At 49.8% G+C, this 13,897-nt stretch carries 16 protein-coding genes; 1 reads left to right on the top strand and 15 read right to left on the bottom strand.

The features are described from left to right. Positions 1-28: 28 nt before the first annotated feature. From der to AC0KH7_RS03130, 11 genes are all read right to left on the bottom strand, one after another. Positions 29-1,471, bottom strand: a complete 1,443-nt coding sequence (der, locus tag AC0KH7_RS03180; protein ID WP_472370634.1) for a ribosome biogenesis GTPase Der — start codon at positions 1,469-1,471, stop codon at positions 29-31. After that, positions 1,468-2,706 carry an outer membrane protein assembly factor BamB gene (gene bamB / locus AC0KH7_RS03175; RefSeq protein ID WP_472370632.1) on the bottom strand — a complete coding sequence of 413 codons (1,239 nt, stop codon included), beginning with the start codon at positions 2,704-2,706 and terminating at the stop codon, positions 1,468-1,470. Before bamB ends, der begins: the two co-directional genes overlap by 4 nt. Before the next feature lie 27 nt (positions 2,707-2,733). Continuing rightward, positions 2,734-3,375: a YfgM family protein gene (locus AC0KH7_RS03170; RefSeq protein WP_472370631.1), complete on the bottom strand. Its 642-nt coding sequence runs from the start codon at positions 3,373-3,375 to the stop codon at positions 2,734-2,736. Between the two features lie 57 nt (positions 3,376-3,432). Continuing rightward, a complete protein-coding gene (hisS, locus tag AC0KH7_RS03165; protein ID WP_472370629.1) occupies positions 3,433-4,704 on the bottom strand; it encodes a histidine--tRNA ligase in 1,272 nt (423 codons plus the stop codon). Between the two features lie 39 nt (positions 4,705-4,743). Continuing rightward, a complete protein-coding gene (locus AC0KH7_RS03160; protein ID WP_472370627.1) occupies positions 4,744-5,160 on the bottom strand; it encodes a helix-turn-helix domain-containing protein in 417 nt (138 codons plus the stop codon). Next, a complete protein-coding gene (gene rlmN, locus AC0KH7_RS03155; RefSeq protein ID WP_472370625.1) occupies positions 5,153-6,286 on the bottom strand; it encodes a dual-specificity RNA methyltransferase RlmN in 1,134 nt (377 codons plus the stop codon). Before rlmN ends, AC0KH7_RS03160 begins: the two co-directional genes overlap by 8 nt. Positions 6,287-6,298: 12 nt before the next feature. Continuing rightward, on the bottom strand, positions 6,299-6,724 hold the full coding sequence (gene ndk, locus AC0KH7_RS03150) for a nucleoside-diphosphate kinase (RefSeq protein ID WP_472370623.1): 426 nt from the start codon (positions 6,722-6,724) through the stop codon (positions 6,299-6,301). Between the two features lie 156 nt (positions 6,725-6,880). Further along, a complete protein-coding gene (locus AC0KH7_RS03145; RefSeq protein WP_029939906.1) occupies positions 6,881-7,207 on the bottom strand; it encodes a HesB/IscA family protein in 327 nt (108 codons plus the stop codon). A gap of 18 nt (positions 7,208-7,225) precedes the next feature. Beyond that, positions 7,226-7,654: an Rrf2 family transcriptional regulator gene (locus tag AC0KH7_RS03140; RefSeq protein ID WP_472370621.1), complete on the bottom strand. Its 429-nt coding sequence runs from the start codon at positions 7,652-7,654 to the stop codon at positions 7,226-7,228. A gap of 152 nt (positions 7,655-7,806) precedes the next feature. After that, positions 7,807-8,610 carry a serine O-acetyltransferase gene (gene cysE, locus AC0KH7_RS03135; protein WP_472370619.1) on the bottom strand — a complete coding sequence of 268 codons (804 nt, stop codon included), beginning with the start codon at positions 8,608-8,610 and terminating at the stop codon, positions 7,807-7,809. Between the two features lie 69 nt (positions 8,611-8,679). Next, complete coding sequence (locus AC0KH7_RS03130) at positions 8,680-9,465, bottom strand: RNA methyltransferase (protein WP_472370618.1); 786 nt, start codon at positions 9,463-9,465, stop codon at positions 8,680-8,682. Positions 9,466-9,530: 65 nt separating this feature from the next. On the opposite strand from AC0KH7_RS03130, the gene AC0KH7_RS03125 reads away from it, so the two are divergent. Further along, entirely contained in the window at positions 9,531-10,331 is an 801-nt protein-coding gene (locus tag AC0KH7_RS03125; protein WP_472370616.1) for an inositol monophosphatase family protein, read from the top strand. Positions 10,332-10,406: 75 nt separating this feature from the next. Here the strand turns inward: AC0KH7_RS03125 and rimI are convergent, their stop codons facing one another. Genes rimI through pssA form a run of 4 tightly spaced genes read right to left on the bottom strand, consistent with a single transcriptional unit; the run spans position 10,407 to position 13,848 of the window. Then, positions 10,407-10,895 (bottom strand): ribosomal protein S18-alanine N-acetyltransferase, encoded by a 489-nt coding sequence (gene rimI, locus AC0KH7_RS03120; RefSeq protein ID WP_472370614.1) that lies wholly within the window; start codon positions 10,893-10,895, stop codon positions 10,407-10,409. An 11-nt stretch (positions 10,896-10,906) separates the two neighbouring features. Then, positions 10,907-11,464 carry a hypothetical protein gene (locus tag AC0KH7_RS03115; protein ID WP_472370613.1) on the bottom strand — a complete coding sequence of 186 codons (558 nt, stop codon included), beginning with the start codon at positions 11,462-11,464 and terminating at the stop codon, positions 10,907-10,909. A gap of 25 nt (positions 11,465-11,489) precedes the next feature. Continuing rightward, positions 11,490-13,034 (bottom strand): 2-isopropylmalate synthase, encoded by a 1,545-nt coding sequence (locus tag AC0KH7_RS03110; RefSeq protein ID WP_472370611.1) that lies wholly within the window; start codon positions 13,032-13,034, stop codon positions 11,490-11,492. 7 nt (positions 13,035-13,041) lie between these two features. Further along, a complete protein-coding gene (pssA, locus tag AC0KH7_RS03105; protein WP_472370609.1) occupies positions 13,042-13,848 on the bottom strand; it encodes a CDP-diacylglycerol--serine O-phosphatidyltransferase in 807 nt (268 codons plus the stop codon). Positions 13,849-13,897 lie beyond the last annotated feature (49 nt).

The raw sequence follows: 13,897 nt of genomic DNA, 5'->3' as shown, positions 1-13,897 counted from the left end.
TCTGTTTCGAGCCTTCATACATTTATGATCAATTGGTACGCCGTTTCTGCTGTGGTTTTTTCTTCTTTTTACGCTTCAGATAGGCATTCTCCGCCTGAGATTCGGATTTTCCACGGCGGAAGGTGAAATTGGACTTACGTTTTTCATAAGGATTGGCCGTCACCTTATACTCAATCATCACCGGCGTGCCTACCCATTTGAACGCTTTTCGGAACACATTCATTAAATACTTGGTATAGGCTTGCGGCAATTTATCGACTTGGGTACCGTGGATAATGACACGTGGCGGATTCAAACCACCCAAATGGGCGTAACGTAACTTCACACGACGTCCGCCAATCAGTGGCGGCTGATGGTCCAAGACCGCCTGCGTCAGCACGCGGTTCAAGTCCGACGTCGATACCTGCTTCATGGCCGCACTGTAAACCGCACCAATGGTCTTGAACAAATCGCCCACGCCCGTGCCGTGCAAAGCGGAAATCAAATGCTTTTTGGCGTAATCGACAAAATGCAGTTTGTATTCCAGCTCATGCTTAATCTTATCGCGCTGGTCTTGCGATAGGTTATCCCATTTATTAATCGCCAAAATCAAACCACGGCCAGACTCCAACGCCAACCCCAACAAGGTCAAATCCTGATCGGTAATGCCTTCGGAGCCGTCAATCACCAAGACCACCACATTGGAGGACTCCATAGCTTCAATGGCTTTGACGATACTGAATTTTTCAATTTTTTCTTTAATGTTCTTGCGGCGACGTACCCCGGCGGTATCAATCAAGGTGTATAACTGTCCGGCCCGCTCAAACGGGACATAAATACTGTCACGCGTGGTGCCCGGCATATCGAATGCCACCACGCGCTCTTCGCCGATCATGCGGTTGATCAGGGTGGACTTGCCCACATTCGGGCGTCCAATGACCGCGGCGCGAATCCCCGGATGCTTATCTAAATCCAGTTCATCTTCGTCTTCTTCCTCACGGCCCACTTCAGCCAGAATGGTTTCCATGACTTCGTTGACATTATCGCCATGAGCCGACGAAATCACATACGGATCGCCCAACCCCATCTGGTAAAAGTCGCTGGCCATCATCATTTTGTCATGACCTTCGGCTTTATTCACCAGTAAATAAACCGGTTTATCGAAGTGACGGATGTAACCGGCAATGGTTTCATCGGCTGGAATTAAGCCGGAACGACCATCCACCAAAAACAATACCGCGTCGGCTTCGGAAATGGCCGCTTGAACCTGCCCGGCCATCAAGGGATCGACACCTTCTTGTTCACCGCTCAAACCACCGGTATCAACCACGATATACGGCTTAGAACCGACACGCCCCGTGCCGTACTGTCGATCACGGGTCAGGCCAGGATAGTCGGCGACAATCGCATCGCGTGAACGCGTTAAACGATTGAATAAGGTGGATTTTCCGACATTCGGGCGCCCAACCAGCGCAATGACCGTTTTACTCACGGTGTTTCCTTTTGTTCGATAATGCCCAATGGGTCTTCCGGATGGTTGAACTCATACCAGTCGGAAGGTTGAATGGTATAAGCGGTATTGAAACCGTCGTTATCCTGAACGTAAATCCGTTTTCCGGAGACATTCACTCGGACAATGCGGTCGCTGGTCCCGTACTCGCTGCCCACTTCGACGCGTGCAACGGCGGTTCCGTCGACCTTATCAATCCAATGAATGTAACCCAAATCGTCCGCCAAAAGAATTTGATTCGGACCATAGAAAATCGGATCCGCTAACTGACGGTATTTAAAGCGGTCCTGCTTCCAAAGTTGCGTGCCGTTCACATAATCGATGGCGTAAACAATATCGTCTTCATCCACGATGTAAAGCGCCTGCTGGTCAATTAAAAAATCACGGAAGCCGGAAATATCTTTAGCCCAATACAAATTGCCGTTTTCCGGGTTCAATGCCACCAATTTTCCCTGATACCCCAGAACAAACAGGCGGCCGCCTTTCATAATCAAGGCCGCTTGAATGTCGACCATACGTTCCAAGTCGGTTCGCCCTTTCGGGATCACCACTTGCACCTGCCAACGACGTTCACCTGTGGCGGCATCCAAAGCTTCAACTTTACCGCTTTCCCAGCCGACATACAAAGTGCCGTCATCATAGGTAACCGGTGCCAAGCCTCTCAACGACAAATTGGGCAACTGGTGTTCCACCACCCAATTGATTTTGCCGGAATCCGCATTAACGGAATAGAGTTTGCCATCCACCGTGCGGACATAAGCCTGACCGTTTTTCACAACCGCACGACTCAATACCTCACTGGAAACCGGCGTCTGCCAGACAATATGCCCGTCCTCTTGCGACAAGGCCATAAGATGCGCCTTAGAAGTACCGACAATCAAGACATCTTCATAAAGCGTTGGCCCGGATACCACCGGTTCATTGAGTTTTTTCTGCCAAACCACTTGATCGGTCCAACGCCCTTGCGGCTTTGTTAAAGCTTTGGTGATGTTTCCGGACGGGACACCAAAATAAATCACATCACCGTCATCAGCGAAGTACAACCCCTCACTGTCGGAATATTTAAATCCATCCACCTGAAGCTGCCAATCCTTATGCGCTTGATAAGGCGATGACATTTCAATCAGCGGGGCCGGAACCCGAACCACCTTCGGCGAAGAACATGCCACCAATTGGGCCGCTAGCACGGCGGCCACTCCCAGCTTTAACCAATCCATTCTCACGTAACGTCTCTAACCTCTCGTTTAACCGGCCAAATCGTCCAGCTTCAGCTTGGCCAGGTTATGCAGCCCTTGCGGCGCGTCATTATTGTCCAATACTTTCTGAAAAGCGGCTTTGGCCTGGTCAATCTCGCCTTCCGCCAATGCCAGTTCAGCCGCCTGAAAATCGTAGTTTCCTTTCTCAACCGGACTTAATGAATCGGTCGCAACCGTTTTCAAAGTCGTTTGCGCGGCCTCGAATTCTTTTTTCTGAATATACAGTTCCACCAAACGTAGCTGTGCGATAAATTGAATCGCTTGTCCCGGAGCATGCTCCACCACCCAATTGTAGTTTTCAACCGCTTTGTCCATATTGCCTTCTTCAAAATAATGCTTGGCAATCATCAAAGCCACACCCGAAGAATAAGGGCTGCTCGGCTGCTCTTCCATCAGCTTCAATCCATCACGCAATACATCGCCCAAGGCACCTTGCTGTTGCTTGGATTGCATCACTTCAAAAACAGCCGAGGCATTCATCGCTTCGGTTAACTTGGCATTGCTCCAATAGGTCCAACCCGTCCAGGCTAATACAATGACCAAAATACCGGACAACAACTGAGTGCCATTCTGTTTCCACCAGCTTTTCAGTGCGGCAACTTGTTCTTCATCTGTTTCGTAACGACTCATAATTTCATCCTAATTGAGGCTAAACGGTGTTAATTGTAATCAATTTTTCAATTCAGTTTATTGAAAGACTTCGGACAAATGGGCCAGTAAGTCTGACCAGTCCATCAAGGCTTGCTCGCGATCTTCACGCAGGTATTTCACCGCGATTTTCTGTTGCTGAACTTCATCCTCTCCCAACACCAGTGCAATACGGGCACCGGATTTATCGGCTTTCTTAAATTGGCTCTTAAAGCTGCCGCCCCCGCAATTCATCTGCACCGTCAATTCAGGCAGATAATCACGAATTTGTTCGGAAATCACCAGACCTGGTCGTTTGGCCGCTTCACCGGCCAGCACTAAGTACACATCCGGTGCGGCAGAGTGTTCAACCAAGGCCTTATCCATCAGCAATGCCATCAGGCGCTCAATGCCCATCGCGAAGCCAACTGCCGGTGTCGGCTTACCACCGATTTGTTCCACCAAGCCATCGTAACGGCCACCGGCGCAAACGGTTCCTTGAGCGCCCAATTCCGTGGTCACCCACTCAAATACCGTGCGATTATAGTAATCCAAACCACGCACCAAGTTCGGATTTTCCGTATACGGAATCCCCACATCGTCCAGGTAGACTTTCAACTCATCGTAATGTTGTTTCGATTCGGCATCGAGGTGATCGATCAATTTCGGTGCGCCATCGACCACGGCTTTCATATCGGGGTTTTTGGTATCCAAAATTCGCAGAGGGTTGGTTTCCAGGCGACGTAAACTGTCTTCATCCAGTTCCGACTGGTGTGCTTGCAGATACTCGACCAGCAAATCGCGGTAGGCCTGACGCGCTTCCTGACTGCCCAGGGAGTTGATTTGCAGCTCCAGGTTTTCCAGCCCCAAACGTTCCCAAAGACGAGCCGACAACACGATTAACTCGGCGTCAATATCCACCGAATCCAAGCCAAAGACTTCCACACCAAATTGGTGAAATTGGCGGTAACGGCCTTTTTGCGGGCGTTCGTAACGGAACATCGGGCCGGTGTAATACAGTTTTTGAATTTGATTGTGGGCCAAGCCGTTTTGAATCACGGCGCGGACGCAACCGGCGGTCCCTTCCGGACGCAAGGTCAAGCTATCGCCATTGCGATCATCGAAAGTGTACATTTCTTTTTCGACGATATCGGTGACTTCCCCGATGGAGCGCGCGAACAGCTCGGTTTTTTCCACCAAAGGCAGTCGAATGGATGAAAAGCCATATTGATTCAGAACCGATTGCGCGGTATTGACCAGATAATCAAACGCTTCCGCCTGTTCGCCGTATAAATCGTTCATGCCGCGAATAGCCGTAATTTGTTTTGACATAGCTGAATTTTTTCTCTTATTTATTAGGTGATCGAAACGTTAAACATTGATGGTGACGAGTACGGCCACAACGGCAATAATTAACAACACGGTTATGATGCGCATCCCCGCAATGGACAGCAACGGTTTACCTGTTTGCTCTTCCAAGTCAACCGATTGCAGGCTGGAACCAATTTGAATGGCTTCCGGAAACAAATGTTCGTAGTCGGCCAGATCGACATTCATCAGCTCAGCATAATTGCGAATATAGCCGCGCTGAAAAGGATCCAGCGACTGCAAATCAAACCCTTCGCTTTCGAAGTGCTCAATGTGCTGTTGGGCGATTTTCAACTGATCCGCCACATCGCTAATCGACAGGGCTTTTTGCTCACGCGCCGCCAGAAGTTTTTGCCCGAGTTCACGGGATAACAATCCGTCGTGCGCGATGTTTTCTTCTTCCATTTCCGAACTAGCCATGTAATCTATCCAGGTTAACGGTTTGCAAAGTACGTTTGGTACGATCCTTCACTTTCCCAGCCAGCTGACCGCAGGCGGCATCAATGTCATCCCCGCGGGTACGTCTTACCGTACAGTTCACGCCCGCTTTCATCAAGGCGTCTTGAAAACGATGCACCGCATTATTGGAGGAGCGCTTATAAGGCGCATTCGGGAAAGGGTTAAACGGAATTAAATTCACTTTACAGGGTAGATCCCCCAAGAGTTCAATTAACTGGTGCGCATGTTCCGGGCGGTCATTGACTTGATCCAGCATGACATATTCAACCGTCACGTGCTTTTTACTGTGGCCGCCTTCCACGAAACGGTGCAAAGCGGGCATCAACACTTCCAGCGGGTATTTCTGGTTAATGGGTACCAGTTCATCCCGCAATGCATTATTCGGCGCATGCAACGAAATGGCCAGGCTGACATCCACCGAGGATTTAATCTTATCGATGGCTGGCACCACCCCAGCGGTACTGATGGTCACTCGACGCTTCGACAAACCATACGCGTTGTCGTCCATCAAGATACGTGCGGCCGGGAAGGTGTGCGTGACATTTAACAACGGTTCTCCCATTCCCATAAACACCACATTGGAAATGACGCGTTCTTCTTTCGGCTTACAGCCCAGCGCCTTATTCGCGACCCACATCTGCGCGATGATTTCCCAGTTTTCCAGGTTGCGGTTAAAGCCTTGCTGGCCGGTGGAGCAGAAACTGCACTCCAATGCGCACCCTACCTGGGAGGAAATACACAAGGTACCACGCGTTTTTTCCGGAATGAAAACGGTTTCCACACTGTTGTGGTTATCCACTTCCAACAACCACTTAATGGTGCCATCTTCCGAGCGTTGCTCGGAAACGATTTTCGGGGTACGGATCAGCGCTTTTTGCTTCAATTTTTCGCGCAGTGCTTTACTGAGATTCGTCATCTCATCAAAGTCACTGACACCAAACTGATGAATCCACTTCATCACCTGTGCGGCACGAAACGGTTTCTCCCCAATTTGAGTGAAGAATTCCGCCAGGCCTGACATATCCATACCCAGCAAATCGACTCTTTCGTCTCTTCGTTCCGTTGCTTGCAAATCCGTTTGAGTCATATTCAGCCTGTGTTAACTGCTTGGAAAAATTTCGATTTCGCTGAAAAAGTAGCCGATTTCGCGCGCCGCACTTTGCGGTGAATCGGAACCGTGAACCGAGTTTTGCTGCATGGACACAGCGAAATCTTTACGAATCGTGCCGGCATCCGCCTTTTCCGGGTCCGTCGTGCCCATCACCTGGCGGTTTTTTGCAATCGCGTCTTCACCTTCCAGTACTTGAACGACAATCGGCCCGGCGGTCATGTTATTGACCAAGGTTTCGTAAAACGGCTTACCTTTGTGTTCGGCATAGAATCCTTCGGCTTCATCACGTGTCAAAAACACCATTTTCGACGCCACGACTTTTAAACCATTTTGCTCCAAACGAGCCAAAATCTCACCAATCAGATTACGCTTAACCGCATCCGGTTTAATAATCGAAAACGTCCTTTCCAGCATGATAGTCACTACCCAATATTTTAGAATTAGCTTATTTTAACAATCTCATAAAAACATTGCAGAAAAAAGGTTTTTAAATCCGCCCAAAAGCGCTCTTTAGAAAAAAAAAGCCTCGGGAGTTCCGAGGCCTTTTTAAGCGTGACAACACAACGCCGTTTATACGCTGAACGACTCGCCACACCCACAAGAGTCTTTAACATTCGGGTTATTAAATTCAAAACCCTCATTCAACAGGCTTTCTTTGACGTAATCCAATTCCATTCCGTCAATTTGTTCCAAACTTTTTTTCGGCACCACCACCTGGACACCAAAGCTTTCATAAACATCGTCGTCATCGGTAATTTCGTCCGCATAATCCACCACATAAGCAAACCCGGTACACCCACTAACCTTGGTCGAAACCTTTAAGCCGATACCGTGCCCGCGTTTGTCCAACATGGTTTTAACTCGTTGTGCGGCTGCTTCTGTCAATGTTACTGCCATACTTACTCCATTTCCGTTTTAGGCCAACTGAATTTCCTTGGCAACAGAACGTCCATCAATAATTTGCTGCAACGTCACGCCACTGAGAAAGCCTTGAATCATTTCACTTAAATCCGCCCAAAGCTCATGCGACAAACATTGCATACCGTTTTGACAATTAGACTGTCCACGACAACGTCTTGGTTCCAGATCCTCGTTCACCGCGGAAATCACTTGACTGACGGTAATTTCACCCGCATCACGACTGAGGCGATAACCTCCGCCCGGCCCTCTGGCACTCAAGACCAAATCCGCTTTTTTCAATTTAGCGAAAATCTGCTCCAGATAGGACAGTGAAATATCCTGTCGTTCCGAAATCATCGCCAAAGTAATCGGACCTTTGGACTGATTCAAGGCGATATCCAGCATCGCTGTTACCGCATACCGTCCTTTTGACGTGAGCTTCATAACTATCAACCCTTTTGCAAATGCTCGGTGACGGCGCCCCTCGGCTAAATGAGAATGAACCCGCCACTCAATTGTTAATCAATTGTAACATTCTACAATAACCTAGCAAGTAACTCAAGAATTAGACTGATTTCAAGCATTTATCCAGGGTTCTATTTGGGGGCATCCTCCGCCTCATGCGGCTTTACATGCGCACGCTGCTCTGGATCATCCGGTTCCAAAACCGCATCGTCCAAACTCGGCAGCTCAACATGCGTATCCGCACCACCCAATTTCTGAACTTGTTCGTTTAATCGTTCCAATTGCTCATCCTGGCTCTGCACATGATCGAGCAAACTGTAAATCGCCTTTTCCACCGGATCTTCAACATCCTGCCCCACCCCATAGGCATCAAAGCCGATTTTCTGAGCCATTTTCTGACGGCGTTTTTCTTTGGCACTTAAATTGGTTTCCACTACCCGGCCTGGAATTCCGACCACCGTACGGTTGCTTGGAACCGATTTAATCACCACCGCATTGGAACCGATGCGAGCATCATCGCCGATTTCAATCGGCCCTAACACCTTGGCGCCGGCGCCCACCACCACACGATCACCCAGTGTTGGATGGCGTTTGCCTTCATTCCAACTGGTCCCGCCCAACGTTACACCATGATACAGGGTACAGTCATCACCAATTTCAGCCGTTTCGCCGATGACCACACCCATGCCATGGTCAATAAAAAAACGGTGGCCGATTTTCGCCGCCGGATGGATTTCAATGCCGGTAAACCAGCGCGCCAAACCGGAAATAAAACGCGCCAGCCATTTTAAACCCAAGCCCCAAAGCCAGTGCGACAGACGATACCACAAAACCGCATGCAACCCTGGATAGGTCGTCAGAACTTCAAAACTGTTTCGAGCCGCTGGATCGCGGTCGAATACGGATTGAATGTCTTCTTTGATTCTTTTGAACATGCTTTTTCCTCAAGTATCTGCGAGCTGAACCAAGCTCACAGCGAAATGAATGTAAAATCGTGTGACTCGTTAATCGGCGTCACGCGCCAAGTTTTCCAGCTGCTGCGATTGGCGTTGCGCTGCGGTCAAGATGCCCCGCAGAATATCGATTTCTTTGACATCCAACTGACTGCGATTGAACAACCGCCGCATACGACGCATAAAGCGGGCATTTTTAGATGGATCCAAAAACGCGATATCCTGCAACGCCTGATACAAATGGTCATAAAAGCCCTCCAACTGCTCCGCGCTGGCTAACTGGTGTCGATAGCCTTCTGCCTGATGGACACTTTGAATGTCCGTCGCCATCAACAGCTCATACACGAACACCTGCACCGCCGCCGCAATATTCAATGAGCTGTAAGTCGGGTTGGTGGGGATGTGTGCCAGGTAATGACACTTATCCATTTCCGCATTACTCAACCCCGAGTCCTCTCGTCCAAATAGAATGGCCACCTGAGCTTGATCGTCTGCGGCAGCCGTCTCCATCGCCAGTTGCGCCGTCTGACGCACATCCAGCTGCGGCCAGGAAACTTTTCGCATTCGCGCACTGGCACCCACCACGACCTGACAGTCGGCAATCGCGTCGTCCAAGTTCGACACCACCTGCGCATCATTCAATACATCCGCGGCCCCCGAGGCCCGCACAGAAGCGACCTGGCTCGGAAACTCTTTGGGGTTCACCAACACCAGCTGACTCAACCCCATGTTCTTCATGGCACGCGCAACCGCCCCGATATTGCCTGGGTGCGAGGTCGCCACCAAAACAATTTTAATCTTTGCTAAATTCGGGTGCGTTCTGTAATCTTCTACCATGCTTTTTCCGCTATAATGCGCCTATATTCGAATAACCGATTATTCTAACAACTGGAACTGAACTTATGCATCCTATTTTAAATATTGCCACCATTGCGGCGAAAGAAGCCGGTGAATTCATCGCCAACCAGCTGGAACACATTGATCGGCTCGATATTGAAGAAAAAGGGCGCAACGATTATGTCAGCGAAGTGGACAAACACGCTGAGCGCATCATTATCGACACCATTCGAAAATACCACCCGGACCACAGCATCAAAGCCGAAGAAAGCGGACACCATCAGACCGATTCCGACTTTGAATGGATTATCGATCCGCTGGACGGCACCACCAACTTTCTACACCAATTCCCGCAATTTGCGGTGTCCATCGCCGTGACCGAAAAAGGCCGTCTGATGCACGGCGTGGTTTACGATCCGTTACGGGACGAACTCTTCTCCGCCAGTCGCGGCGCAGGCGCTAGACTCAACAATTACCGCATCCGGGTCAGCGAACAGAAAACCCTGCAGAATGCACTGATGGCCACCGGCATTCCCTTCTACGATTTTGAATACGTGGATGCTTACCTCGAAAGCCTAAAGCAATTCATGCTGACCACCGCCGGCATCCGCCGTGCAGGTTCTGCGGCACTGGACCTAGCCTATGTCGCTTGTGGTCGCGTGGATGGTTATTGGGAAATGCGTTTAAAGCCTTGGGACATTGCCGCCGGCGCCTTGATTGTGGCCGAAGCGGGCGGCATGGTCTCCGACTTCAAAGGCGGCGATAAATATCTGGAATCGGGTAACCTGATTGCCGCCAATGGCAAAATGCTAAAAGAAATGGCAAAAATCATCGGCAAGACCATTCCGGAAGAATTCCGAAACTAAACGGCGACCAAAACGCAGTCGCCCCCCAAAAACGGCCAGGCCTGGCCGTTTTATCAATTCGACACCACCCCTGAATCAGTGCAAGCGACACGACATTAAAATCGCATCTTCTCGTTCCGATACCTTCTTTCCGTTTCTCGAAGCCGTTTCTGAAGCCGTCATTGGATAATAATTCGGGCGCACACCGTCTTCGACAAACCCCAGCTTCTTATACAACTGCACGGCCGGATTGGATTGCCTGACCTCCAAAAGCATCACCGCAAAATCAGCCGATTTAAAATGTGACAACAACGCTTTTAAAGCATCCAACCCGACGCCTTTACGATGAAACTTAGGGTCAACGCACACATTCAACAAATGCACCTCATCCAGCACCGACAAAAAACACGCGTACCCCAGAGGTTGCTGGTTCGCATCGCAAAAAACGTAGCTCAATCCATCATCCAAAGCTTTTTCAAACCCTTGACGAGACCAAGGAAAGCCGTAAGCGGACGTTTCGACCCGAATCACCCAATCCAGATCGGATTCATCCATCGGTCGGAAATAACGGTAAAGGGAAGACACGGGAAATTCCGTTAAGCCGACATTACATGAGACAGGATTTCAAACGTTTCACGTTTCGCTTGAGGGCGTTGCAACATTTCATCCAGCGACGGTAAAAACACCACTTGCAAACCTTCTTCCAACTGCTCAATCAATGGCGAGTTTTCCTCAAATGCAAAGACCGTTTCAACCCCCAAGTCAATCACTTCTTCAATGGAAGCAAACACCGCTTCATCGGTTACGGCATGCGCGGTATCAAAAAAGCGTAACTGTTCTTCGGAGAGTTGAAAGGCTTTCAAAATATTCAACATCAAAGCCCATTGCACGGACGCTTCATTTTGCCAGACATCGTCCAACCCGGCGCCGACCAGAACAAAGGCCACTTTCGTCACAGAAAGTGGCGCTTCGTTCTGGACCAAATCCGAGGTGGCGCCCATGCCAACATCCGGGTTCTCGGGAGCATCAACGGCAGTCGCTTCGAAACCAGGGCCGCTCGATTGCGGTGGCGTGCTTGGCTCCGCTGCAGGTGCGGACTTGGCAAAATAACCAGGCCTGGCCTGCCAAGCCGTCAACCCAAGTGTGTTCATCATATTCGAGCGCACTGAATTCCCCAAACTATACGGCGGCTTGAGGGTGGGCTTTGCTGGCCACATCCTGCAGCTTATTCAGCGCATTAATGTAGGCTTTGGCAGAGGCCGTCACAATGTCGGTATCCGCCCCCTGCCCATTCACAATTCGGCCCGCCTTTTCCATTCTTACCGTGGTTTCGCCAAGCGAATCGGTCCCATTGGTGACGTTACTCACTGAATACAATTCCAGACTGGCACCGGAGTTAACCAACTTTTCAATCGCTTTAAAGGTGGCATCCACCACCCCGCCGCCTTCCGAAAAAGCGGTCTGCTCTTCACCGTCCACCCACAAGGTAACTTCCGCCGTTGGCGAATCCCCGGTCTGAGTTCCCACTTTCAGAGCGACCAGGCGGAAGGTCTCGTTTTCAACACGACGGGTATTATTATCGGTGACCAAAGCCTGCAAATCTTCGTCGTAAATTTCATGTTTTCGATCGGCCAGCTCTTTAAAGCTGACAAAGGCATCGCTTAATTCCTGTTCGGTCTCAAACTCAATGCCCAGCTCTTTTAAACGAGAACGGAAAGCACTGCGACCGGAGTGTTTGCCCAACACCATTTTGTTGGTGGTCCAGCCCACATCTTCCGCCCGCATAATTTCATAGGTTTCACGATGCTTCAACACACCATCCTGGTGAATACCCGATTCATGCGAGAAAGCATTGGTCCCAACGATCGCTTTGTTAGGTTGTACGGCAAAACCGGTAATCCCGGCCACCAAACGAGACGCGGCCAAAATTTCCGTTGTCTCGATACGAGTGTCGACATTAAACATATCCTGACGCGTCCGTACGGCCATCACCACTTCTTCCAGTGCCGTGTTGCCGGCCCGCTCACCCAGGCCGTTAATCGTGCACTCCACTTGCCGTGCCCCAGCTTTGACAGCCGCCAGGGAGTTCGCAACGGCCAACCCTAAATCATTATGGCAATGCGCAGAGAAAACGGCTTTATCAGAGTTCGGAATACGCGTCAGCAACTGATGAAACAAATCTCCGAACTGCTCGGGAATGTTATAACCAACCGTGTCCGGAATATTAATGGTTGTCGCACCGGCATCGATCACCGCTTCAATGACCCGGCACAGGAAATCGACGTCGGAACGTCCGGCATCTTCCGGTGAAAACTCAACATTATCCGTAAAGTCCCGTGCTCGCTTCACGGCCCAAACCGCTCGCTCAACCACTTCATCCGGGGACATTTTCAGCTTCTTTTCCATGTGAATCGGCGAGGTCGCAATAAACGTATGAATGCGTCCGGAATTGGCCGGTTGAATCGCCTCACCGGCACGCACAATGTCATTTTCAACCGCACGCGCCAAACCGCAAACGGTGGAATCTTTAACCGTGGAAGCAACCGCTTTAACCGACTCAAAGTCACCGATACTGGCCGCAGGAAAACCGGCTTCAATGACATTGACCCGCAATTTCTCCAATTGCTTGGCAATACGGATTTTTTCTTCTTTTGTCATGGACGCGCCTGGACTTTGTTCGCCGTCGCGCAAAGTGGTATCGAAAATGACCAATTCTTCTTTCATCAATTATTTACTCTTTTGAAGATTCTTCGTTTAATGTCTTATCTTGTGTGGCTTCCGCCGTGCTATTCTGTTTGGCCTGCGTTTTCTTGCCCTGCCGCCGAAGAGCCCGTTTTTCCTGCAACAGTTTTAACGTCATAACCGGGCCGGATAGGGTATAACCAAAAAACAGGATGAATAAAATCATGGCCGGCTTCAAGGTGATCACCACAAAGACCAGAACCACCACCAACAGCGTGACAAAAGGCACTTTATCTTTCAGATTCAACTCTTTAAAGGAACTGAATCGAATATTACTCACCATCATCAGGCCCGCGGCCAATGTCAGGAACAACACAACCAGAGGAGCAAGGTTGGTTTCAATGTGATTGGTTTCAATCATCCACACAAAACCGGCTAACAAAGCCGCGGCAGCCGGACTTGGTAGACCTTGAAAATACCGTTTATCCGCAATCCCAACCTGGGTGTTGAAGCGCGCCAAGCGCAGCGCGGCCCCCACCGTGAAAATGAAAGCAACCAGCCATCCCAGCTTGCCAAAATCCTGTAATGCCCACTGATATACGAGCAAGGCTGGCGCCAGACCAAACGACACCATATCCGCCAAACTGTCATATTCCGCACCAAAAGCACTGCAGGAATTCGTCATTCTCGCCACACGACCGTCCAGCCCATCAAAAATCATGGCGACAAAGATCGCGATGGCGCCCAACTCGAACTGCCCGTTCATACCGGCAATCACCGCATAGAAGCCGGCAAACAGAGCCAGAGTAGTCATTAGGTTCGGCAATAAATAAATGCCTTTCTCAAAAGGTTTCATAAAATCCTGTGTACTCATTAATTTAGAGAAGGTAAAGAACCATTTTATA

It is taken from the genome of Hydrogenovibrio sp. (assembly GCF_965140365.1).
In the GTDB taxonomy this organism is placed as follows: domain Bacteria; phylum Pseudomonadota; class Gammaproteobacteria; order Thiomicrospirales; family Thiomicrospiraceae; genus Hydrogenovibrio.
Note: the sequence above shows the minus strand (reverse complement) of the source record. Positions and strands in the feature narration are given on the sequence as shown.

Coding starts and splice junctions, on each gene's coding strand:
- rlmN (WP_472370625.1), bottom strand. CDS start 6,286: ATGACTCAAACGGATTTGCAAGCAACGGAACGAAGAGACGAAAGAGTC.
- AC0KH7_RS03110 (WP_472370611.1), bottom strand. CDS start 13,034: ATGAAAGAAGAATTGGTCATTTTCGATACCACTTTGCGCGACGGCGAA.
- cysE (WP_472370619.1), bottom strand. CDS start 8,610: ATGTTCAAAAGAATCAAAGAAGACATTCAATCCGTATTCGACCGCGAT.
- pssA (WP_472370609.1), bottom strand. CDS start 13,848: ATGAAACCTTTTGAGAAAGGCATTTATTTATTGCCGAACCTAATGACT.
- AC0KH7_RS03115 (WP_472370613.1), bottom strand. CDS start 11,464: ATGATGAACACACTTGGGTTGACGGCTTGGCAGGCCAGGCCTGGTTAT.
- ndk (WP_472370623.1), bottom strand. CDS start 6,724: ATGCTGGAAAGGACGTTTTCGATTATTAAACCGGATGCGGTTAAGCGT.
- bamB (WP_472370632.1), bottom strand. CDS start 2,706: ATGGATTGGTTAAAGCTGGGAGTGGCCGCCGTGCTAGCGGCCCAATTG.
- AC0KH7_RS03125 (WP_472370616.1), top strand. CDS start 9,531: ATGCATCCTATTTTAAATATTGCCACCATTGCGGCGAAAGAAGCCGGT.
- hisS (WP_472370629.1), bottom strand. CDS start 4,704: ATGTCAAAACAAATTACGGCTATTCGCGGCATGAACGATTTATACGGC.
- AC0KH7_RS03145 (WP_029939906.1), bottom strand. CDS start 7,207: ATGGCAGTAACATTGACAGAAGCAGCCGCACAACGAGTTAAAACCATG.
- AC0KH7_RS03160 (WP_472370627.1), bottom strand. CDS start 5,160: ATGGCTAGTTCGGAAATGGAAGAAGAAAACATCGCGCACGACGGATTG.
- AC0KH7_RS03140 (WP_472370621.1), bottom strand. CDS start 7,654: ATGAAGCTCACGTCAAAAGGACGGTATGCGGTAACAGCGATGCTGGAT.
- AC0KH7_RS03170 (WP_472370631.1), bottom strand. CDS start 3,375: ATGAGTCGTTACGAAACAGATGAAGAACAAGTTGCCGCACTGAAAAGC.
- AC0KH7_RS03130 (WP_472370618.1), bottom strand. CDS start 9,465: ATGGTAGAAGATTACAGAACGCACCCGAATTTAGCAAAGATTAAAATT.